This is a genomic window from Micromonospora zingiberis, from assembly GCF_004331455.1.
GTDB lineage: Bacteria > Actinomycetota > Actinomycetes > Mycobacteriales > Micromonosporaceae > Micromonospora > Micromonospora zingiberis.
On sequence record NZ_SJJR01000031.1, the window covers coordinates 1 to 20,448 of the forward strand.

21 protein-coding genes and 1 tRNA gene are annotated in these 20,448 nt (G+C 72.4%); 12 read left to right on the forward strand and 10 right to left on the reverse strand.

The genetic code is table 11. From position 1 onward, the window contains the following. Positions 1-479: 479 nt before the first annotated feature. The 3 genes from E0H26_RS30675 to E0H26_RS27405 form a co-directional block, all read right to left on the reverse strand. On the reverse strand, positions 480-1,382 hold the full coding sequence (locus E0H26_RS30675; RefSeq protein WP_131309024.1) for a hypothetical protein: 903 nt from the start codon (positions 1,380-1,382) through the stop codon (positions 480-482). A 218-nt stretch (positions 1,383-1,600) separates the two neighbouring features. Then, complete coding sequence (locus E0H26_RS27400) at positions 1,601-2,380, reverse strand: YcnI family copper-binding membrane protein (RefSeq protein ID WP_131309027.1); 780 nt, start codon at positions 2,378-2,380, stop codon at positions 1,601-1,603. A gap of 13 nt (positions 2,381-2,393) precedes the next feature. Next, positions 2,394-4,058, reverse strand: a complete 1,665-nt coding sequence (locus tag E0H26_RS27405) for a copper resistance CopC/CopD family protein (RefSeq protein WP_131309030.1) — start codon at positions 4,056-4,058, stop codon at positions 2,394-2,396. 135 nt (positions 4,059-4,193) lie between these two features. Here E0H26_RS27405 and E0H26_RS27410 point away from each other — a divergent pair, with 135 nt between their 5' ends. From E0H26_RS27410 to E0H26_RS27425, 4 genes are read left to right on the forward strand one after another with little or no spacing between them, the layout of a single operon-like run. Then, positions 4,194-4,799 (forward strand): sigma-70 family RNA polymerase sigma factor, encoded by a 606-nt coding sequence (locus E0H26_RS27410; RefSeq protein ID WP_131309033.1) that lies wholly within the window; start codon positions 4,194-4,196, stop codon positions 4,797-4,799. Next, complete coding sequence (locus tag E0H26_RS27415) at positions 4,796-5,284, forward strand: MauE/DoxX family redox-associated membrane protein (RefSeq protein ID WP_131309037.1); 489 nt, start codon at positions 4,796-4,798, stop codon at positions 5,282-5,284. Before E0H26_RS27410 ends, E0H26_RS27415 begins: the two co-directional genes overlap by 4 nt. Further along, the gene (locus tag E0H26_RS27420) at positions 5,277-5,993 is read left to right on the forward strand and encodes a DsbA family protein (protein ID WP_131309040.1); all 717 of its coding nucleotides are present in this window, start codon (positions 5,277-5,279) and stop codon (positions 5,991-5,993) included. The genes E0H26_RS27415 and E0H26_RS27420 overlap by 8 nt, the downstream gene beginning before the upstream one ends. Then, entirely contained in the window at positions 5,990-7,090 is a 1,101-nt protein-coding gene (locus tag E0H26_RS27425; protein ID WP_240742417.1) for a hypothetical protein, read from the forward strand. The genes E0H26_RS27420 and E0H26_RS27425 overlap by 4 nt, the downstream gene beginning before the upstream one ends. On the opposite strand, the gene E0H26_RS27430 is transcribed toward E0H26_RS27425, so the two are convergent. Genes E0H26_RS27430 through E0H26_RS27445 form a run of 4 tightly spaced genes read right to left on the reverse strand, consistent with a single transcriptional unit; the run spans position 7,071 to position 9,710 of the window. After that, a complete protein-coding gene (locus tag E0H26_RS27430) occupies positions 7,071-7,835 on the reverse strand; it encodes an energy-coupling factor ABC transporter ATP-binding protein (RefSeq protein WP_131309043.1) in 765 nt (254 codons plus the stop codon). The genes E0H26_RS27425 and E0H26_RS27430 overlap by 20 nt on opposite strands. Then, complete coding sequence (cbiQ, locus tag E0H26_RS27435) at positions 7,832-8,602, reverse strand: cobalt ECF transporter T component CbiQ (RefSeq protein ID WP_131309046.1); 771 nt, start codon at positions 8,600-8,602, stop codon at positions 7,832-7,834. Before cbiQ ends, E0H26_RS27430 begins: the two co-directional genes overlap by 4 nt. A gap of 5 nt (positions 8,603-8,607) precedes the next feature. Beyond that, a complete protein-coding gene (locus E0H26_RS27440; RefSeq protein WP_131309050.1) occupies positions 8,608-8,997 on the reverse strand; it encodes a PDGLE domain-containing protein in 390 nt (129 codons plus the stop codon). Then, positions 8,994-9,710, reverse strand: coding sequence for an energy-coupling factor ABC transporter permease (locus tag E0H26_RS27445; RefSeq protein WP_131309054.1), 717 nt, complete (start codon positions 9,708-9,710; stop codon positions 8,994-8,996). Before E0H26_RS27445 ends, E0H26_RS27440 begins: the two co-directional genes overlap by 4 nt. Before the next feature lie 159 nt (positions 9,711-9,869). On the opposite strand from E0H26_RS27445, the gene bcp reads away from it, so the two are divergent. The 3 genes from bcp to E0H26_RS27460 all read left to right on the forward strand — a co-directional run bounded on the left by bcp (position 9,870) and on the right by E0H26_RS27460 (position 11,184). Further along, positions 9,870-10,346: a thioredoxin-dependent thiol peroxidase gene (gene bcp, locus E0H26_RS27450; RefSeq protein WP_131309056.1), complete on the forward strand. Its 477-nt coding sequence runs from the start codon at positions 9,870-9,872 to the stop codon at positions 10,344-10,346. Positions 10,347-10,492: 146 nt separating this feature from the next. Beyond that, positions 10,493-10,578, forward strand: a tRNA-Leu gene (locus E0H26_RS27455). Positions 10,579-10,647: 69 nt separating this feature from the next. Further along, on the forward strand, positions 10,648-11,184 hold the full coding sequence (locus E0H26_RS27460) for a GNAT family N-acetyltransferase (RefSeq protein WP_131309059.1): 537 nt from the start codon (positions 10,648-10,650) through the stop codon (positions 11,182-11,184). A gap of 142 nt (positions 11,185-11,326) precedes the next feature. On the opposite strand, the gene E0H26_RS27465 is transcribed toward E0H26_RS27460, so the two are convergent. From E0H26_RS27465 to E0H26_RS27475, 3 genes are all read right to left on the reverse strand, one after another. Continuing rightward, positions 11,327-12,355 carry an expansin EXLX1 family cellulose-binding protein gene (locus E0H26_RS27465; protein ID WP_240742418.1) on the reverse strand — a complete coding sequence of 343 codons (1,029 nt, stop codon included), beginning with the start codon at positions 12,353-12,355 and terminating at the stop codon, positions 11,327-11,329. 65 nt (positions 12,356-12,420) lie between these two features. Then, on the reverse strand, positions 12,421-13,239 hold the full coding sequence (locus E0H26_RS27470) for an MOSC domain-containing protein (RefSeq protein ID WP_131309065.1): 819 nt from the start codon (positions 13,237-13,239) through the stop codon (positions 12,421-12,423). A gap of 4 nt (positions 13,240-13,243) precedes the next feature. Then, complete coding sequence (locus tag E0H26_RS27475) at positions 13,244-14,077, reverse strand: class I SAM-dependent methyltransferase (protein ID WP_131309068.1); 834 nt, start codon at positions 14,075-14,077, stop codon at positions 13,244-13,246. A 115-nt stretch (positions 14,078-14,192) separates the two neighbouring features. Here E0H26_RS27475 and E0H26_RS27480 point away from each other — a divergent pair, with 115 nt between their 5' ends. From E0H26_RS27480 to E0H26_RS27500, 5 genes are all read left to right on the forward strand, one after another. Continuing rightward, the gene (locus E0H26_RS27480; protein ID WP_131309071.1) at positions 14,193-15,263 is read left to right on the forward strand and encodes an LCP family protein; all 1,071 of its coding nucleotides are present in this window, start codon (positions 14,193-14,195) and stop codon (positions 15,261-15,263) included. A 369-nt stretch (positions 15,264-15,632) separates the two neighbouring features. Further along, the gene (locus E0H26_RS27485; protein ID WP_206025400.1) at positions 15,633-16,928 is read left to right on the forward strand and encodes a sugar transferase; all 1,296 of its coding nucleotides are present in this window, start codon (positions 15,633-15,635) and stop codon (positions 16,926-16,928) included. Between the two features lie 138 nt (positions 16,929-17,066). Next, on the forward strand, positions 17,067-18,029 hold the full coding sequence (locus E0H26_RS27490; protein WP_131309077.1) for a glycosyltransferase family 2 protein: 963 nt from the start codon (positions 17,067-17,069) through the stop codon (positions 18,027-18,029). Beyond that, positions 18,029-19,093 carry a glycosyltransferase gene (locus tag E0H26_RS30200; RefSeq protein WP_131309080.1) on the forward strand — a complete coding sequence of 355 codons (1,065 nt, stop codon included), beginning with the start codon at positions 18,029-18,031 and terminating at the stop codon, positions 19,091-19,093. The genes E0H26_RS27490 and E0H26_RS30200 overlap by 1 nt, the downstream gene beginning before the upstream one ends. Then, positions 19,090-20,448 (forward strand): lipopolysaccharide biosynthesis protein, encoded by a 1,359-nt coding sequence (locus E0H26_RS27500; RefSeq protein WP_165522003.1) that lies wholly within the window; start codon positions 19,090-19,092, stop codon positions 20,446-20,448. The genes E0H26_RS30200 and E0H26_RS27500 overlap by 4 nt, the downstream gene beginning before the upstream one ends.

Genomic DNA, 20,448 nt, shown 5'->3' on the forward strand with positions numbered 1-20,448 from the left:
GGGTGCGCGGGTGCGCGGGTGCGCGGGTGCGCGGGTGCGCGGGTGCGCGGGTGCGCGGGTGCGCGGGTGCGCGGGTGCGCGGGTGCGCGGGTGCGCGGGTGCGCGGGTGCGCGGGTGCGCGGGTGCGGGGGAGGTGGTGGGGCCCAGGGTCTTCGGTGCGGGGGCTAGGTTCTGTCTCGCGGATCTTGGTACGGAACGGCCCTCATGGGGGCCGTTCCGTACCAAGATCCGCGGCTGGGATCGGGTGAAGCGGACCGGGTCGCACGGCGGTGTCGATCGGGTGGCCGACCAGCGATGGTGGACCGCGCCGTGGACGAGCAACGCAGCCAGGTCGAACGCGGCCTCAACGGCGCAGGCACTGGCGCGACCAGGCGGCCAGGTACGACATGCTCGGTGCGCACTTCCCCGCCTTGCTCGACGCGTCGAACGTCGATCGGCCTACCCGCAGCCCTCGACCCGCAAGATCCGCGAGACGGAACCTAGTGGGGTGGGGCGGGAGGGCGTAGGGGGTGGTGGGGGGCGGGGAGGTCGGCGAGGGTTTGCGGGCGGGGTACGGGGGCGATGGCCGCGCGGGCGGCGGGCAGGGCGCTGCCTACCGCGACGAGCTGGCGCTCGGCGAACGGGTTCGGGGACGGGGTGCCCAGTCCGCTGAGAGAGCTGATCCCGAGGCGGCCGGCGAGGATCGGCACCTGGTCCGGTTCGACCACGAAGACCACCTCACGGGGGCGGACCGGGCGCAGCAGGAGCAACCCGGCGACGATCACCAGCAGCATGCCGGTGGCCAGCGAGCCCCAGGTGGCCGGGACGAGCCAGCCGGGCCGCAGCTCGGCGCGCAGTTCCAGAGCCAGGTCGGCGCCGCCGTCGGGGTGCATCAGCACCAGACTGAGTTTCTGACCGGCCAACTCGTCGGAGGTCCACTCCAGTACGCCGCTACCGGCCCGGGTCCAGAAGGTCTGTGCGCCGGGGCCGGCCGGGACGGTCGTCGCCACGCCGTCGACCGGGGTGACCTGCGTCAAGCGGACCGGTAGCGGGCCACGGGCCAACGCCATTCGCTCGACCACGGCGTACGGGGCGCCCGCCAGCCAGTACCGCACCTCCTCGGTCGGGGCCAGCCCGACGAAGGCCGGACCGTCGGGGGTGTGGGCGTCCAGTCGCAGCCGGGCCTCGCCGACGCGGGCGAGCGGCACCTCCTGGCGTACCAGCGCGTCGAGGTCGCTCACCACCACCGCGTGTCCGGGGGTCTGCACGGTCTCGAACCGCGCGGTGTACCCACCGCCGGGGTCGGCGTGTTCGGTCAGTAGGCCGAGCACGGCGGCGCCGATCAGCGCGGTGATGCCGACGGCCAGCAACAGCATTCCGGCCAGCGTCCACACGAAACGCATCCGCCCTGTCCCTCTCCGTAGCCAGATACCCGGACGACCTTACCTAGGACGAACGGCTGATCAGTGGATATCGGCAGGGACGCGGAGAAGACTGTCGGGAACCACGGCGGGCTGCCACCGGTTGACCGTCACGGTGCACGGCAGGCTCCGGACAGTCGACCTGAGACGACGAGACCCGCCGGGGCGTCCGGCGGGTCTCGCGTCGACCGGTATCGGGGTCAGGGGGTCGCCGGGGTGGCCTCGCCGCGCTGACCCGGCTCACCGTCGGCCCGTCGGGTACGCGCGAACGCCAGGCCGCCCAGCACCAGCCCGGCCAGCCCGGCCACCAGCCCGGCGGTGCCCAGCCCGACCGCCAGCCCGCTGCCACCCTCGTCGCCGTCCTCGGCCGCCCCGCCGGCCGCAGCCGGGGATTCGGCGGGCGATCCGGCCGGCTCCGGCGTCGACGATGCCGCGGTGAGGGTGAGCACCGGCGCCGGGGCGGCGGGCTCCTCGCCACCCGGCTCCGGCGGGTCGATCCACCGCACCACGCCACCGTCGGAGTAGGTCTGCAACGCCTTGAAGACCATCTGGTTCACCTCGGGCAGTGGGCCGAGGGAGATCGGGAACTCCTGGAAGGTGCCCGGGGCGATCGCCGCCGCGTCGCCACCGGCCGTCCAGGTGATCTTGGACACCACCTCGGAGATCTCGGCGCCGTGCACCTGCACCGGCGGGTCGACCCGGCGCTTCTCCACCGCCACCGTCCAGCCGGGCACCGGCATGGTCGACACCGAACCGACCGGGGCGTCCTCCGGCAGGAAGATCTCCAGCTTGGTGGTCGAGGCCTCGTCACTCTCGTTCGGCACCCGGAACGCGAAGCGGCCGTAGCCCCCCTGTTCCGCCTCGCTCGGGTTGATCGACACGTGCGCCGACGCGGGCGCCGCGAAACCGAACACGGCCGTGGCGACGGTGCCGAGCGTCAGGGCGACGACGGCGCCTACGGTACGCCGGTGACGGATCATCGATGGAACCTCTCTATCGGATTGGCACGGTGGCGGTCACCGTGGCCTGGTCGATCTCGGTGGTCCGGGCGGTCACCCGCAGCTCCCACTCGCCCGCCGCCGGCAGGTTGATCTCGCCGGTGGCGTGGTTGTCGGTCAACGGCAGCAGCGGTACGTCGATCGCCTCGATCCCGGCCGACGGCAGCGCGACGGTGGCCTTCCACTCCACGACCGGCAGTGGCTGGTTCTCCAGCGTGTACGTGTAGAAGTGCACCGAGTTGTTGCCCCGCTGCGCCGGTGACATCTCGATCTGCATGGAGTAGAGCGAGCTCTGCACGGTGGTGGTGAAGTAGCCGCTCTGGGCACCCGCCACGTCGGCGCCGGCGGTGCGGGCCGGCGGGGTCTGCACCAGCACCGCCGTCACGGCGAGCACGACCGCGGTGACCCCCAACTCCACCCAGACCGCCCGGCGTACCGGTGCCGGCCGGCTGGCCGCGACCCGCTTGCGTACCAGCTGCCGCGAGTACGCGGCCACCCCGATCACCAGCGCGAACAGCCCGACCTTGGCCAGCACGAGCCGGCCGTACGTGGTGCTCACCAGCGCCGTCGGGGTGGCCACCTCGATCAGCGCCTGGACGATGCCGGCGAGCAGCAGCGCGGACACCGCCAGGGCGGCCCACCGCGACCAGATCGGCAGGATCGCGCCAAGCTCCCGCTCGTCGGCCCGGGGCAGCAGGAACGCCGCGAGCATCACCAGGCCACCCAGCCAGACCGCCATGCTGCCCAGGTGCACCGCGTCGACGACAACCGAGACGGCCGGGGCGGGCGAGGCCGCCGGGTGCCCGGCCAGCGGCCAGGTGAGCAGCGCCGCCCCGCCGAGCACACCGAGGATCACCAGGTCGGTGCGGCCCGCCGTGCCGGCGAGCAACGGCCGGAGCAGGACCGCGGCGGCGGCCAGCAGCCCCAGCCGGACCAGGTGGGCGGCGCCGAACGTGCTGCCGAGCACCAGGCTCAGGCCGGCACCGGTGATGTCGAACGGCCCACCGCCGTTGGTGTAGGGCACCTGCAACAGGGTCACCGTGACCGTGGCGAGCGCGACCAGCCCGAGCCCGATCCAGGCCAGCCGGGCCGGGCCGGTCCGGGGCAGCCGGCGCGGCCAGAGCAGGGCAAGCACCAGCGCCGGGCCGACCAGCAGCAGCAGTCCCGCGTAGCCGACGAACTTGCCGGCCTTGATCGCGTTGCTGACCACCGGGTCGGCCCGGCTGTCGTCGCCGGTGTCCACCGGTGGTTCGGAGGGGGCGCCGACGGAGTAGGTGAACGCCCCGGAGACCGGGTGGCTGTCGGCGGAGATCACCCGGTAGGTGACCAGGTAGGTGCCGTTACCCGCAGACGTGTCGACAGGGATGTTCACCACGCTGTCGGCGAAGGTGGGCTCGCCCCGGTCGGCCCGCGAACCGTCCGGCGCGATCACCCGGATCTTGTCCGGCACCTTGCGGACCGGTTCGGTGAAGGTGAGCACCACCTCGGTCGGGGCGTTCGGCACCACGGACGAGGCAGCGGGGCTGCTGCTGGACAGCACGGCGTGCGCCGTCGCCGGGCTCGCCGGCGCGAGCAGCAGGGCGACGACGGTCACCAGCAGACCGGCGGCGGCGGTCAGCCGGGCGAATCGGCGGCGAGGGGCGGCAGTCATGCTGGCCATGCTCGCCGATTCGGGGCCGGGAGTCATGCCCGGGTAGTCGGCCGGTGGCGGGAAAAAGTTCCCGCCGTTCGTGCCGGGCACGGAAGGGCCGAAGGACCCTGCTGCTCAGCGCACCGCCGCGTAACCTGGGTTGTCGTGATCCCCGCCCCGCGCGACGCCGCCGCCACCGACTCCGAGGCGGCCGGTGACCGTACGCCGGAATCGGCGGTGATGCCCGATTCGGCCACCGCCGCCGCGCTGGCCGCCCGGGGTGGCGACCCGGTCGCCCAGGCCGACTTCGTCCGGGCCACCCAGTCCGAGGTGTGGCGGTTCGCGGCGGCCCTGGTCGATTCGGACAGCGCCGACGACCTGACCCAGGAGACGTACCTGCGGGCGTTTCGCGCGCTGCCGGCCTTCGAGGGGCGGTCGACCGCCCGTACCTGGCTGCTCGGCATCGCCCGGCGGACCTGCGCCGACCACCTGCGCACGGTGGTTCGGCGCCGCCGGCTGGCCCAGCGGCTCACCGCCGACGCGTACACGGATGTGCCGCACCCGGACCCGGCCGGGCAGTTCGGCGCGGCCGACCTGCTCCGCCGGCTACCGGCCGAGCGGCGTGGCGCGTTCGTGCTCACCCAACTGTTGGGCCTGTCGTACGCGGAGGCCGCCGCCGTGGAGGGGGTGCCGGTGGGCACGATCCGGTCCCGGGTGGCCCGGGCCCGCAGCGAACTGGTGGACGCCGTCGGCGAGGCGCTGGCCGGGTGAACTGGAAGCTGCTGCCCTGGTTCGGGCTGGCCGTCCGGCTCGGCCTGGCCGCCGTCTGGCTGTACGCGGGGGCGTCGAAGGTCGGCGACCTGGCCGCCTCCGGCCGGGCCGTGCACGCCTACCAGGTGCTGCCGTACGACGTGTCGGTGGTGGTCGGGGCGGTGCTGCCCTTCGTCGAGCTGGCGCTCGGCGTACTGCTGCTGCTCGGGCTGGCCACCCGGCTGGTCGCCGGGGTCTCCGGGGCGCTGCTGGTGGTCTTCATCGCGGGCATCGTCTCGGCCTGGTCGCGAGGGCTGGCGATCGACTGCGGCTGCTTCGGCACCGGCGGCCAGTTGCCGGCCGGGCAGAGCCCCAGTTACTTCCCAGAGGTACTTCGGGACCTGGGCTTCCTGGCGTTGGCCGGGTTCCTGCTGATCTGGCCCCGCACGGCCGTCTCGGTGGACGGCGCGCTGACGGGCGAACCGGTGGAGGACGAGGATGAGTAGTCGCAAGGGGCGCAAGGACGCGGCCCGCGTGGTCCGGGAGCATCTGGCCCGGGAGCGGCGACGCAAGCGGACGCTGTGGATTTCGATCGGCGCGGTGGCGGTGCTGGTGGTCGCCGGCCTGATCGGCTGGAGCGCGCTGTCCAGCCAGGGTTCCCGGGAGTTCACCGCGCCGCCGGGCGCGACCGGGGACGGCACCGGCATCGTGGTCGGCAACGGGCCGGTGACGATCGACATCTACGAGGACTACCTCTGCCCGGCCTGCAAGCAGTTCGAGCAGACCAGTGGCGCCACGATCGACAAGCTGATCAATGACGGCAAGGTCCGGGTGGTGTACCACCCGGTGGCCTACCTGAACCGTTTCTCCAGCACCGAGTACTCGACCCGCGCGTCGGCCGCGTCCGGCTGCGCCGCCGAGGGTGGGGAGTTCCACGCGTTCGGCAAGGCGCTGTTCGACAAGCAGCCGCCGGAGAACAGTGCCGGGCTGAGCAACGACGAGCTGATCGACATCGGCGCCGAGGTCGGGTTGAACCGGGACAGTTTCGGCGCCTGCGTACGGGACGGGAAGTTCAAGCCGTGGACCGCGCACGTCAGCGAGGAGGCCACCCGCGCCAAGGTCACCGGCACCCCGACCGTCCTGGTGAACGGTCAGCAGGTGCGGGAGTGGACGCCGGAGAACATCACCGCGGCGGTGGAGGCCGCCGGCCGGTGAGCGGAGTGCTGCTGACCCGGGTCGGGCTGCTGCTCGCCGGTACGGTGACCGCGCTGCTGGCCACCGCCGCCCCGGCGGTGGCGCACGGTGCCGACGCGCCGAACGGGACCGACTACCGGGTCGAGGTCACCGCCGTGGCCCCGGACCGGCCGCAACTTCGGGTACGGGTGATCGAGGCGGGGGCCCGGCTGGAGCTGACCAACACCGGCGACGAGCCGGTCGAGGTGATCGGCTACTCCGGCGAGCCGTACCTGCGGGTCGGACCGGACGGGGTGTACGAGAACACCCGGTCCCCCGCGACGTACCTGAACCGCACCATCGTCGGGGACACCGTCCTGCCGGCGGAGGCGGATCCGGCGGCCGAGCCGCAGTGGCGACGGGTCGACGCCGGTTCGACCGCCCGTTGGCACGATCAGCGGGCGCTGTGGCGCGAGGCGGGGCCGCCCGCCCAGGTCCGCGCCGCCCCCGATCGGGAGCACCGGGTACGCGACTGGGTGGTGCCGCTGCGCGACGCGCACGGGCCGGTGGAGATCCGCGGCACCCTGGACTGGGTGCCGCCGCCGGACGCGTACCACTGGTGGGTGGTGGCCGTCCTCGGCGCGCTCGCGGTGGGTGCGCTCGGGCTGCTCCCGGCGGCCTCGGCCCCCGGCGGCCGGGCGTTGGTCGGGGTCGGCGCGCTGCTGGCGGCCGGCGGGGCGGCGGCGGTGCTGCTCGCCGTCGGTCGGGTGCTGGACGCCGGGGCGGCGGGGGTCGGTGCCGTGCTGGTCGGGTTGCTGACCGGGCCGCTGTGGACGCTGCTGGCCGGGCTCGGCGCGCTCGCCGCCGCCCGGTGGGCGTCGCGCCGTCGGCCCGGCGCCGATTTCGTGGTGGCGTTGGCCGGGGCGTGTCTGGCCCTGTTCGCCGGGGTGACCAACGCGGCCATCCTGGCTCGGGCCGTCGTACCGGTGCCGTGGCCACCGACGCTCGCCCGGCTGCTGGTGGCCCTGGTCATCGCCGTCGGGGCGGGCGCGCTCGCCGCCGCCGCCCTGCGGCTGCACGCCACCGGCCGCGCGGTCGCCGCCGCACCCGCCGGAGCGGCTACTTCCGGACGGGGCTGAACGGGTACGGCAGTTCGAGGCGGTGCCGGGCGAGTAGTTCCTCGTCGCCGAGCAGGTCGGCGGTGGGTCCGTCGGCCACGATCCGGCCGGCGTCGAGGATCACCGACCGGTCGCAGAGTTCGAAGGCGTACGGCAAATCGTGGGTGACCATCAGCAGGGTCACCGGCAGGGCGCGCAGGATGGTGGCGAGTTCCCGGCGGGCCGCCGGGTCGAGGTTCGACGACGGTTCGTCGAGCACCAGGATCTCCGGGCGCATGGCCAGTACGGTGGCCACCGCCACCCGGCGCCGCTGCCCGAAGGAGAGGTGGTGTGGGGCCCGGTCGCGCTGCGCGGACATGCCCACCGCGGCCAGCGCCTCGTCCACCCGGGCGGCGAGGTCCGCCCCGCGCAGCCCGAGGTTGGCCGGCCCGAACGCCACGTCCTCGGCGACGGTGGGCAGGAAGAGCTGGTCGTCCGGGTCCTGGAAGACGATGCCGACGCGCCGACGGATCTCGGCCAGGCGCGCCCGGTCCGCCTCGACCGCCAGGCCGCCGACGGTGATGCTGCCCTCGGTGGCGGTGAGGATGCCGTTGAGGTGCAGCACCAGCGTGGTCTTGCCGGCGCCGTTGGGGCCGAGCAGCGCGACCCGTTCGCCCCGGGCCACCGTCAGGTCCACCCCGTGCAGGGCGACGTGCCCGTCCGGGTAGGCGTACCGGACGCCACGCACGTCGAGGCTGGGGGTGGTCGAGGGCACGTCCTGAATCATGTCAGCACGACGGCGGTGGCGGCGACGGTGCCGGCCAGCAGCGGTACGGTCGCCCCGATCAGCCACTGCCCGGTGGTGGCCGCCCCCGCGCCCTGCCACACCGCCGGCATCCGGCCGGTGTAGCCGCGCGACAGCATCGCCAGGTAGACCCGCTCACCTCGTTCGAAGGCGCGCAGGAACAGCGTGCCGATGCCGGCGGCGAAGCCGCGCAGTTGCCAGAGGAAGCGCGGGTCGTCACCCCGGGAGATCCGGGCGACCCGCATTCGGCGGGCCTCGCCGACCAGCACGTCCAGGTAGCGCAGCATGAAGGTGGCGATCTGGGTGATGATCTGCGGGCAGCGCAGCCGGTCCAGCCCGACGATCAGGTCGCGGGTGGTGGTGGTCGCGGCCAGCAGCAGCGACGCCCAGACCCCGAGGGTGCCCTTGGCGAGGATGTTCCACGCGCCGTGGAGACCCTCGACGGACAGGCTCATGCCGAGCGCCTCCACCCGCTCGCCCGCGCCGATGAACGGCAGTGCGAACGCGAACAGCACGAAGGGCAGTTCGATCGCCGACCGGGTCAGCAGCCAGGGCAGGCTCACCCGGGCCAGCGCCGCCACCACCGCCACCAGCAGGGCGTACGCGCCGATGGCCCAGAACGCCGCGCGCGGGGTGGCGACCACGGCGACGGTGAACGCCACCATCGCCGCGATCTTCACCTCCGGCGGCAGCCGGTGCACCGGTGAGTTGGCGTCCCGGTAGAGCACGTGCGCGTGCCCGGCGCCCACCGGCACTACCCCTGACTCGGCGTGGGTGTGCCCGGCCGGTCCACGTCGGGCGACCCGGCCGGTCCGGTGCCGCGCCGACGGACCAGCCAGAACGCGCCGCCGGCCACCGCGAAGGTGAGCAGTACGCCCAGCCCGCCGGACAGGCCGGTGGAGAGGAAGTCGTTGTCGAGGCCGGCGATGCCGTAGTCGGCCAGCGGTCCGCCGATCTCGTGTTCCTTCTCCTGCTGGGCCGGGCAGCTGCCGCCGGTGATCTCGCCGTCCGCGTCGACGGTGCAGCCCTCCCGCAGCGACGAGTCCAGCCCGTCCGGGTGCGGCGAGGCGAAGTTGCTCACCACGCCGGCCAGCAGCAGGGCCACCAGCAGCCCTCCGGCGAGGAAACCCCAGGAACGCTTCACCGGACGCCTCCGACGGTGGGGACGGTCGCCGGGGTGGCCGGCCTGCGGGCGCGCAGCGCGTACACCAGGTCGGGTCGGACCTTCGCCACGGTGACCACGGTGGTGGCGGTGATCAGGCCCTCGCCGATGCCGATGAACAGGTGGGACACGGCCATCGTCCCGGCCAGCCCGGCCAGGTTGCCGCCGAGGTCGGCGGTGCCGCCGAGCCAGTACTGCAACACGAAACCCAACGCCGCGACGACCACGCTGACCAGCGCGGCGACGAAGGCGGTGACGGCCAACCCGGCGACGGTACGCGGCAGCACCCGCAGCAGCAGCGCGATCAGCAGGTACGCCACCGCGACGCCGATCACGGCCATGTTGGTGATGCTGAGGCCGAGCATGGCCACGCCGCCGTCGCCGAAGACGAGCGCCTGCACCACCAGCACCACCGCGAGGCACAGCGCACCGACCCAGGGACCGACCAGCATGGCGGCGAGCGCGCCACCGAGCAGGTGGCCGCTGACTCCGGCGGTGAAGATCGGGAAGTTGAGCATCTGTACGGCGAAGATGAAGGCGGCGACCAGCCCGGCCATCGGGGCCAGCCGGTCGTCCAGGTCCTGCCGGCCACGCTGGACGGCGAGCGCCATCGCGGCCAGTGCGATCACCGCGAAGAGCGCGGCGACGGGACCGTTGATGATCCCGTTCGAGATGTGCATCGCCAGTGTTTCCACGTGACCTCCCACGTGACGGCGGGCCCGCGCTCGCCGGCAGGGTGAGCGTATTTCTCGTCCCATGCTGTTGCCAATACCTGGCAACAGCATGGGATTCGTCACGCCCGACCGGGCGCGGCGCCCGACGGGGCCCGTCCGGCCCGGCGGTAGGGTCGTGCCATGACCGCACCCGCCCGCCTCTCCCCCGGTGACCCGGCGCCCGAGTTCACCCTCCCCACCGACGCCGGCACCCAGCTCACCCTGGCCGACCTGCGCGGACGCAAGGTCATCCTGTACGCCTACCCGGCGGCGATGACCCCCGGCTGCACCAAGCAGGCCTGCGACTTCCGCGACTCGCTCGCCTCCCTACAGGCCGCCGGCTACGAGGTGATCGGCATCTCGCCGGACAAGCCGGAGAAGCTGGCCACGTTCCGCGAGCGCGACGCGATCACCTTCCCGCTGGTCGCCGACACCGACAAGGCGGTGCTGACCGCCTACGGGGCGTACGGCGAGAAGCAGTCGTACGGCCGCACCGTCACCGGCGTGATCCGGTCGACGTTCGTGATCGACGAGAACGGCAAGATCGAGCGGGCGCTCTACAACGTCAAGGCCACCGGTCACGTCGCCAAACTGCGCCGCGACCTCGGCCTGGACTGAGGCACCGACCGGGGGTGATCGACTCCGTTACGGCGGAACCGCGAGTATCCGGTCGGCCCGATACCGCCACTGCGCCGAGACGGTGTCGATCACGCGGCGGAGGGCTCGACACCGTGCCGGGGCGACGCCCTAGACTCTGAGGGTCGGCGGGAGTGGCGTAATGGCAGCCGCGGTAGGTTTAGGTCCTATTGTCCGAAAGGACGTGGGGGTTCGAATCCCCCCTCCCGCACCAGCGACATCTCCCTGTCGGGAGCATCACGATCGCACGCACCGGGCGGCCGGCCCGGCGAGGATGAGCGCCGTGAGCCTGCGTTTCGTACTCGATCCCGAGCTGACCCCTGACCTGCGCGCCCGGATCGTCGCGCTCTGGGTCGACGTCACCAACGCCGGTGGCGCGGTCGGCTTCGTGGCACCGGTCACCGCCGACGAGGTACGGACGATCGCCGACCCGACCCTGGCGGGCATCGCGGAAGGTCCGGACCGGCTGCTGCTCGGTTACCACGACGATCGGCTCGTCGCCATGGCGATCTTCACCGATCCCCGGTTCCACCTGAAGCCGCACCTGCGGGTGCTCACCCGGGTCATGGTGCACCCGGACGCGCAGGGACGTGGCGTCGGCGAGGCGCTGATGCGTACGGCCGCCCAGGTCGGCCGGGACCTCGGGCTGGCCGCGCTGCACGTGACCGTGCGGGACGGGCTGGGGCTGGACCGGTTCTACCAGCGGCTCGGGTACCGGGAGGTGGGCCGGTGGCCCGGGGCCATCCGGGTCGCCCCCGACGACGACCGAGACGAGATCCTGATGTGGCTCAGCCTGACCGAGGACCAACCGCCGAACTAAATTCTGTCCGTCGCGGATCTTGGTGCGAAATGGCCCGCATGGGGGCCGTTTCGCACCAAGATCCAGGGACGAGCAACGCCCGGCGGGGCAGCCGGGAACCGAGCCGGGCCGGCCGACCGGGTCGGGAAGGTTTGCTCGGCTGTCACCGGCAGGCGGGCGGGGCCGCCGCGAGCGACGCGGGTGCGAGTGCCGCCGCCTCCTCGGTCGCCCGGCCGGAGGTCGCAACGTCCGAAGTCGCTGCGGCGGAGGTCGGCGTGGCGGCCGGCACCTCGGTCGACGGGGACGGACTCGGCCGGGCCGCCGCGCTGGTGGCTGATTTCGGACCGGCCGTGGGCGACGCGGACGTCGTGGTCGACCCGCCCGAGGCGGCGCCGTACATCCGGACCGTGCTGCGTTGCACCTGACCCGGTGCCATCCGGATGCCACTGGCGATGACCCGGTGGCCACGGCTGTCGGTGACCCGGATCTGGTACGGGCCGGGGCCGGCCCCGGAGTCGATCAGCCAGTAGTTGTAGCTTTCCCGGCTCGCCGCCCGCCAGCCACCCGAACTGCCCTGGCGTACCTCGACGGCGCGCAGCGGGTTGCCGTGCCCGGCGACCAGGACCGCGAACCACCACTGCGACGCGCCTTCCTTGATCCGGAAGGTGAGCGGGCCGGCCAGCGGCGGGTCGACGACCAGGCGGTAGCTGACGTCGACGATGCCCCGGACCGGGTCGGCGATCCGGGCGAACGCCTCCCTGGACAGGTCGAGGTGTCCGGGGCCGCACTCCGGGCACTGGTCCATCACCATGACCCGCACCTTGCCCTTCGGGCCCGTCACGTCGAGATATCCGCCGCAGGCCGCGCCGTCGGCGTACTCGTCGGGGCCGAGCGCGACGTAGAGCCGATCCGCGGGGGCGGCGGGATAGGAGCAGTTGCCGCCCGCGCCCTTCGAGTCGTAAAAGGTCGCCTTGCCCTGGTGGAGGGTGCCGGCGGCGGGTGGGGCGAGCAGCGCGGCGGCGGTGTGCGGCCGGATCGGCGCGGCGCAGGCGGGTGCGGCGCCCGAGCGCAGCGCCAGGGTGAGCCCGAGGACCGTGGCGATGAGGGCCACGGCCCCGCCAGCCAGCCAGCGACCCCGGCGGGGACGCTGGGCTGTTGTCCGTGCGGCGGGGCCGTCGGTTCCGTCGGTCACGCGCACCGATGCTTCCGGACGACGGCCATGCCGGACAAGCGAACTAAGCGAAAGATAAGACGAGATCAACCAGTCAGAGCCACCCGGTCACCGATCCGCAGCCGACCGGACTCCAGCGGCACCACGTTCAGTCCGAACAGGAGCTGACGGTCGATGTTGCGGTGCCGTGCGAGGGTACGCAGCGGCTCCCGGCCGCGTACGCCGGTTTCCTGGTCGGTGGTGGTGACCAGGCAGCGGGCCGACGGCCCGGCGGCGCGGAAGGCGACGCCACCGATCCGCATCTCGCGTCCTTCCCAGCCGTCCTCCGCCCAGGCGGGTGCCCCGTCGACCACCAGGTTGGGCCGGAACCGGGTCATCGGGACCGGCTCCGCGCCGGCCTCGGTGAGCCAGTCGCCGAGCGCGGCCAGCGACGCGGTGCTGGTCAGCAGGACCGGATACGCGTCGGCGAAGCTGACCTGATCGCCCGGGTCGTACTTCTTGCGGCCCGGTTCGACGTGTCGGGCCGGCTGGGCGAGCCAGACCAGGCGGACCGGCCGGTCGAGCACGGTGCCGAGCCAGGTGTCGGCGGCCGGGCCGGCGGGCAGCGCGTCGACCCGCAGCAACCGGCGCCGGAACGTGCGGACCTGGACCGGGGCGGCGCCGGTCGGCTCCGGTACCAGCAGGTCCGGCTGGCCGGCGGCACTGAGCCGCAGGCCATCGCGATCCGGCCGGACGCGCACCCGGACCAGCGCGGTGGTTTCCCGCTGGGTGATCCCGACCCCGTCGGCGTCGACCAGCATCCAGCGCCGGTCGCCGTCGAGCCCCCATGGCCGCACCTCGGCCTCGTCGTGGGTCAGACCGCGACAACCCTTGATCGGATACGTGTTGATCTCACTGAGCCGCACCCGGTCACCATGCCACGCCGATGCCGTCCCCCGGGTACCAGTGGTTCGCGGGGGTCTCCCGGTAGGCGAGGAACCTGCGGCCGGTGCGCTCGGCGTGCCGGGCCAGCACATTGGTGTGGGTGACGTTGTCGGTGAGCAGCATCGCCGCCGGGGCCAGCTTCGGCTCGACGGCGTCGAACTCGCGCTTCTCGTACGCCCGGCTGTGGTCGCTGTCGTGCAGGAACAGGTCGACCGGCCGGTCCAGGGCGCTGATCGACTCGACCGAGTCTCCGATCACCAGGTCGATCACCTCGGACCAGGGGGCGACCCGGGCGAGGTAGCCGGCCTCGGGGTTGATGTCGATGGAGCTGACCCGGCCGGGGTGCCCCTCGGCGGCGTTGCGCAGCAGGGCGGCGGCCAGTACGCAACTGCCCAATCCCTTGTCCACCCCGGTTTCCACGACGTGTGCGGGCCGGCGGGCCCGCACGATCGCGTACCAGCCGATCCGCCGGGCGTACCGGACCTGCTTGTCGGCCAGGCCGCGACGGGCGGCGCCGGCGGTGGCCGAGGCGATGTGCTGGCGCAGCGCGTCGTCCGACTCGATCTCCTCCAGGTAGCCGCGGACCTGCTGGACCGGCAGGTCACAGACCACGCTGACGAACCAGGCGAGGTGGCTACGGCTGAGCTTGGTCAGCTCGTACGTGTAGTTGTGATGCTCTCGTGAGGCGACCAGCCATCGGGCCGAGGTGCGCAGCACCTTGGCGTCGTGACGGGCCACCGCGACCAGCCGCTTGGGGAAGGCGGCGACGGGGGCGAGGCGGGTGCGGGCGATGGCCCGACGCAGCTTGACGGCGTCCACTGCAGGGTTGTACCAGACGGATCGAAACATGGGGGTAACACAATGACCCGGTGACCTGATTGGTACGCCCCTGCCGGGGCACCCCGCATACGTGAGGTTCAGTAGCATCGCGGCCATGTCGAGTGAAGAGCAGGCGGGGGCCGCCGTTCCGGAGAAGAATCTGCCGGCGGAGGGCACCGACGGGCCGGAAACGACAGCGGACGCACCGGGCGGCAAACCGCGCCGACGGTGGCTGCGGATCACGCTGATCAGCGTGGTGGTGCTGGCACTGATCGGGATCGGCGGGGCGGTAGCCGCCGGCTTCTATCTCAAGTCGGTCGAGTCGGACATCGAGCGCTTCGATGCCTTCGACAGCATTCCCGAGGAGACCCGCCCCGAGGTCGTCGCCACGGGCGCCTTGAACATGCTGATCCTGGGTAGCGACTCGCGGGATCCGGAGAGCACCGGCGGCTCGCGCGCCGACACCATCATCCTGGCGCACATACCGAAGGACCGTTCCGGCGCGCAACTCGTCTCGATCCCCCGCGACACCTGGGTCTCGATCCCCCGCACGAAGCAGGGGCGCGGCGGCCGTGACGCGAAGATCAACGCCGCGTACGCCTGGGGTGGCCTGCCGCTGATGGTGCAGACCGTGGAGCAGTACACCAAGGTCCGGATCGACCACGTGATGATGGTGGACTTCGCCGGATTCACCGAGATCATCGACGCCCTCGGCGGCATCGAGATCAACTCGGCGAAGAAGTTCACTTCGATCCACCCGCCGTTCCGCACCTTCCAGCAGGGCAAACAACAGATGGACGGGGCCACCGCGTTGGACTTCTCGCGGCAGCGCAAGCAGTTCGCCGACGGCGATTTCACCCGGATCAAGCATCAGCAGCAGGTCATCAAGGCAATTCTGGACAAAGCCGCATCCGGTGGAATCTTGGCAAATCCCACCAAGCTCAATTCGTTTGTCCGCGCCACGTCGAGCGCCGTATCCGTGGACAAGGACATGTCTCTTGTGGACATGGCGATGGACCTACGCGGCCTGCGCGGCAACGACCTGACCTTCATGACCAACCCGACCAAGGGAACCGGGCGGGTCGGCAGCGAGAGCGTCGTCTTCGAGGACGCGGACAAGGCGTCCAGCTTCTACGACGCCGTTCGACGGGACGCGGTCGAGGAGATCCTCAGCGCCGGAAAATAGGCCACGAATTCGCCTGGCGGCTCTGGCGGCTGTCGCCAGAGCCGCCGTATCCTGCGTTCGCTCCGGTGGCTTCTCAGGCGTCAACGGATGTCACTCCACGGGGGAGGAACTGCAATGTCGAGGCAACCTGTCGTGGGTTACCCGGCCACGAGCGTGCCCGATACGGTGGGGGCAACGGTGCCGGGTGAACGATCCACGACAGCGGAATCAGACGACGACGGTGAACCTGCCAGCCCGGCCGATCCGGGCGAGGTGCGGCCGACACCAGCGGGAAACGGCGACAAGGCGCGGCCGGGCCTCGAAGTGACGGCGGTGCTGCCGTACCCCGGATCCCGTACCTCGACCCGGACCCGGGGCCTGCGGGCCTGGATGTTGACGGCCCCCGTCGACGTCGCCGCGCTGCTGTCGCCGCTGCTGGTCAGTCAGCAGTACTGGCGCGGCACCCTCACCATGACCGGCCTGACGGTGGCCATCTTCGCCGCCGGCGGGCTCTATCACGCCCGCCGGCACGTGAGCATCCTCGACGAGTTGCCGAGCCTCTGCGGCCGGCTGCTGGCCTCCTCGGCGATCGTCGTCATCATCGCCGCGCTGCGCCACGACTCACCGCAGTACCTCGTCGGGTTCATCCGCGGAATGGCGATCGCCGCCGTCCTGGTGCTCGCCGGTCGCCTGCTCACCAGGGAGATCGCCACCCTGGCCCGCCGTCAGCGCTGGGTCGAGCACAACGCCATCATCATCGGCAGCGGTCCGACCGCCGTGGAACTCGCCCGACTCCTGCGCCGCTATCCGAGGTACGGCCTGCGGTTCGTGGGGCACGTGGACAGCCCCTCCCCGGCGACCTCGTCACCGGTGCCGGTGATCGGCACACTCGACCAGCTCGAACACCTGGTCCGGCTGACCGAGTGCGACGTGCTGATCATCGCCGACCCGGCGTGCCCCGAGCTGGTGCTGATGGAGATCCTGCGGCAGCCGCGGGTGGCCAACTGCGACCTGTGGGCCGCGCCCCGACTCTGGGGTTCCCGGTCACACGGTGACCACATCGGCGCCATCCCGATCGTCCAGGTGGGCGACACCACGCTGTCGGGGCCGCACTGGGCCCTCAAGCGCGCCTCGGACGTGATCTTCGCCGGGTTGGCGATGCTGCTGCTCAGCCCGATCCTGGTGCTGTGCGCGGTGCTGGCGTTCGTCGACGGCGGTCGGGGCATCTTCTTCCGCCAGGAGCGCATCGGCCGGCACGGCAAGCCGTTCGACATCATCAAGTTCCGCACCATGCGGCCACTCGACGAGCACGAGTCGCAGACCAACTGGTCGATAGCGAACGACCGGCGGGTGTCGCCGATCGGTCGGTTCCTGCGGCGTACCTCCCTGGACGAGTTGCCCCAACTGTGGAACATCCTCAAGGGCGACATGAGTGTCGTCGGGCCGCGCCCCGAGCGCCCGTACTTCGTCGAGAAGTTCTCCGCCGAGTACCCGAGCTACGCGATGCGGCACCGGGTCCCGGTCGGCCTCACCGGCCTCGCCCAGGTCAGCGGCCTGCGCGGGGACACCCCGATCTCGGACCGGGCCCGGTTCGACAACTACTACATCGAGAACTGGTCGCTGTGGCTGGACGCCAAGGTCCTCCTGCGGACCGTGGCCGAGGTGTTCCGCGGCGGTGGTCGCTGAGCGACCGGTCGGACTCCGGGCCGGGCGGGCGGTAGGCTCCGCTCCGATCGGCCTCGGGGACACCCCGCACCGACGGTTCCCGCCGTACGCGCCGCCGACTCGGCACGGTGGCGCTCAGCCGAGTTCTTGGAGAATCCGATGCCGGACGTTTCGGTGGTCATCCCGACCACGGGTAGGCCCAGCCTCGCGGAGGCGGTCGCCACAGCCCGCGCCCAGCGGGGCGTGTCCGTACACCTGGTGGTGGTCTGCGACCTGGCCGAAGTGCCGACCGCCGTGGCGGAGCTGCGCGACCAGATCGACGAGATCGTCTGCACCGGCGGCGGACGGCGGGGATCGTACGCCCGCAACCTCGGGGTCCAGCATGCCGCCGCCGGCACCCACGTGGCGTTCCTCGACGATGACGACGCCTGGCTGCCCGGCAAGCTCGCCGCCCAACTGCCCGTCCTGGAACGGCTGGCCGGGCAGGGCTGGCTGCCGGTGGTGTCCTCCCGAACGCTGCAACGCAAGGCGGGCGGCACCCCGCTTCCGTCCGCCGTACCGACCACGCTGATCGCCGACGGCACGCTGCCCGAGGACTACCTCTTCCGCCGCCGGCAACTCGGTGTCGGTCGCCAGTCGCTGCCCACCTCGACACTGCTGACCACTGTGGACGTCGCCCGGCAGTGTCGGTGGGACGAGTCGTTGCCCCGGCACCAGGACTGGGACTGGCTGGTCCGGGTGGCCCGGCTCCCGCGAGCGAAGATCGTGCAGATCGAGGAGGCGACCGCCATCTACACGGTGGGGAGCCCGGGGTCGATCTCGGCCGGTGCCGACTGGCGTACCTCCTGGGACTGGGCCCGGCGCTGGGAGGGAGTGTGGGCGCCGGAGACCTTCTCCGACTTCATCGCCGCGCAGACCCTGCGGTACGCACTCCAGGCGCGCGACCGCGAGGGCGTACGGGAGATGGTGCGCGCCATCCGCCGCAACTCGCCCCCGTCGGCCCGCAACGCGGCCCTGGCGGCGCTCGGTCTCGTGCCGAGATCCGCGCTCGAACGCGTCGCGATGCGCGGCTCGCGGACCGTCGGTGACTCCGACTCGCTCCGGGCGGGCGGGTCCCGTTGATGCGTCTGCACTTCGTACTCCCCCAGCTGGAACCGCTGTTCGGCATGGAACTCGCGGCGGCACTGCTGATCCGGGAGCTGCGGGCCCAGGGTGTCGAGGTGTCGGCGACCGTCCTGTCCGGGTCGGTGCCACCCACCCTGGACGGCCTGGCGATCGACGCCCTCGGCCTGGGCACCCGGATCACCCGCCTGATGGAGGCGGTCCCACCGTTGCGACGCCGGCTACGGGCACTCCCGGCGGACGTACGGATCGTGGCGAGCGGGTTGTGGGGCAGCGTCCCGGTCGGTGCCGCCCTGGCCGGCTCCGACCGCAGCTTCGTCGCCTGGGAACACTCCCTGCTGCCGGAGCGGCTGCGCGTCGACGGCCGGGTACGCGCGCTCGCCCGGATGGCCCGGGTCAGGGGACTACGGCCCCGCCTCGTGGTCGCCGTCTCCGACGGGGTGGCGCGGACCGTAGGGCAACTCGCCCCGGGGCAGCCGGTGGTGACCATTCCCAACCTGATGCCACCCAGGCCGTTCGTGCCGCCCCGCGAGGTCGCCGACCACGAGCGGATCAGACTCCTGACCGCCGGCGCGTTCCGCCCGATCAAGAACCACTGCGGCGCGCTCGAAGCGCTGGCGCTGCTGCCCGCGAACTACCACCTGACCCTCGCCGGTGACGGTGCGCAGCGCGACCTCCTCCACGACAGGGCTCGTACGCTCGGACTGGCCGACCGCACGACCTTCCTGGGCCGGGTGCCGGGGGTGGCCGGGCTGCTCGCCGAGGCGGACCTGCTGGTGCACCCGTCCCGCGCCGAGACGTTCGGCTTCAGCCTGGTGGAGGCCGCCGAGGCCGGGCTGCCCGTCGCCGCCCTGCCGGTGCCCGCCGTGGACGAGATGATCCCGACGTTCGTGCCGGGCACCCTGGCGGCGGACACCTCACCGGCGGCGCTCGCCGAGGCGATCCTGCACCTGACCGGTGGCGGACGGCCCACCGTCGCGGACTTCGAGAAGGCCTGGCACGCCCGATGCGCGGCACTGGACCCCACCGAGGTGGGTCGCCGGTGGGTGGAGGCCCTGCGATGACGGCCGTTCCGGGCGACGTGGACCGGCCGGCGACCGAGCAGGACCGGCAGCCACAGCGGTCGCGCTGGCGAGGCAGGTCCGGTGGCGGCGACGGTTTCCTGCACAAGTTCGGCAAGTTCTTCACCGGAAACCTGCTGCGTACCCTCGCGCAGGGCGCCCTCTACGTGCTGCTGGCGCGGGAAATGGCGATCGACACCTACGGACTGTTCGTCGGTGTCACCGCGCTCGTCGCGGTGGTGTCGCCCTTCGCCTCAGCCGGTGCGCCGAGCCTGATCGTCCAGAACTACGCCGACTCGCCGTCCGACTGGCCCCGCCACCTGTGCCGTGGCCTGTTCCTGTCCACGGTCTTCGGCTCGGCGGCCACGGTGTTGGTGACCGCTGCGGGTCTGGCCATCTGGGGCGCCCACGTCGGCCTTGTCGACCTGCTCTGTCTCGCCTTCGCGGATCTGGTCGCCTGGCGGCTCATCGAGGCCGTGGCGGCCTCGTTCCATGTCCGTGGCCGGATCATGCTCGCCGCGCTCATTCCCGCCCTGCTGCATGTCTGTCGGCTGGCCGGAGCCGTGGCGCTGGCCCTCTCGGCGGGGCCGGTGACGCTGCGCGGCTGGGCGACGACCTCCGTGGTGATCTCGATCGTCGTGTGCCTACCCGTGGTCCTGGGCGGCCTGCGCGGTGCCGCCGGCCAGGCCCTGGGCGTACGGGGTTCGCTGCGGCAGGCCCGGACCGGGATGCTGTTCGCCGTCGGGCTCTCGGCCCAGTCGGTCTACAACGACAGCGACAAGGTCATGCTGTCCCGCCTGGGCACCCCGGAGAGCGCCGCCATCTACGCGGCGGCCTACCGGGTGGTCGACCTCGCCTACACCCCGGCCCGGACCATGGGCTCGGTCGCCTACCCCGGCTTCTTCGAAGCGGGCCGCAACGGCCCACGCGAGGCGCTGCGGATGGCCCGTGGGCTGGTGCCGCGCTTCCTGGCGTTCAGCGTGCCGGTGAGCCTGCTGCTGGTCGCGTTCGCCTGGATGATGCCGCTGGTCTTCGGGGACGACTTCGAGGCGGCCATCCCGGCGCTGCAAGGGCTCAGCGCGCTGCTGGTGTTGAAGTCGCTGCACTACCTCGCCGCCGACGCGCTGTCCGGGGCGCGGATGCAGGGACGGCGGACCATCTGCCAGATCGGCATCGGCGTGCTCAACGCACTGCTGAACCTGTGGCTCATCCCGGCCTACGGATGGCAGGGCGCTATCGTCTCCAGCCTGGCGTGCGACGCGCTGCTCGCCGTACTGCTCTGGGGCTGCCTCGCCGCCGCCGTTCGCCGCGACCGGGCCGGCACACCCCCTTCGGCACGTCCCATGGAAAGGGTCTGA

Excerpts from the sequence above, each read along its gene's own strand:
- E0H26_RS27405 (WP_131309030.1), bottom strand. The coding sequence starts at position 4,058 with ATGGCCAGCATGACTGCCGCCCCTCGCCGCCGATTCGCCCGGCTGACC.
- E0H26_RS27480 (WP_131309071.1), top strand. The coding sequence starts at position 14,193 with ATGTCGAGTGAAGAGCAGGCGGGGGCCGCCGTTCCGGAGAAGAATCTG.
- bcp (WP_131309056.1), top strand. The coding sequence starts at position 9,870 with ATGACCGCACCCGCCCGCCTCTCCCCCGGTGACCCGGCGCCCGAGTTC.
- E0H26_RS27485 (WP_206025400.1), top strand. The coding sequence starts at position 15,633 with ATGTTGACGGCCCCCGTCGACGTCGCCGCGCTGCTGTCGCCGCTGCTG.
- E0H26_RS30200 (WP_131309080.1), top strand. The coding sequence starts at position 18,029 with ATGCGTCTGCACTTCGTACTCCCCCAGCTGGAACCGCTGTTCGGCATG.
- E0H26_RS27430 (WP_131309043.1), bottom strand. The coding sequence starts at position 7,835 with ATGATTCAGGACGTGCCCTCGACCACCCCCAGCCTCGACGTGCGTGGC.
- E0H26_RS30675 (WP_131309024.1), bottom strand. The coding sequence starts at position 1,382 with ATGCGTTTCGTGTGGACGCTGGCCGGAATGCTGTTGCTGGCCGTCGGC.
- E0H26_RS27500 (WP_165522003.1), top strand. The coding sequence starts at position 19,090 with ATGACGGCCGTTCCGGGCGACGTGGACCGGCCGGCGACCGAGCAGGAC.
- E0H26_RS27420 (WP_131309040.1), top strand. The coding sequence starts at position 5,277 with ATGAGTAGTCGCAAGGGGCGCAAGGACGCGGCCCGCGTGGTCCGGGAG.
- E0H26_RS27400 (WP_131309027.1), bottom strand. The coding sequence starts at position 2,380 with ATGATCCGTCACCGGCGTACCGTAGGCGCCGTCGTCGCCCTGACGCTC.
- E0H26_RS27490 (WP_131309077.1), top strand. The coding sequence starts at position 17,067 with ATGCCGGACGTTTCGGTGGTCATCCCGACCACGGGTAGGCCCAGCCTC.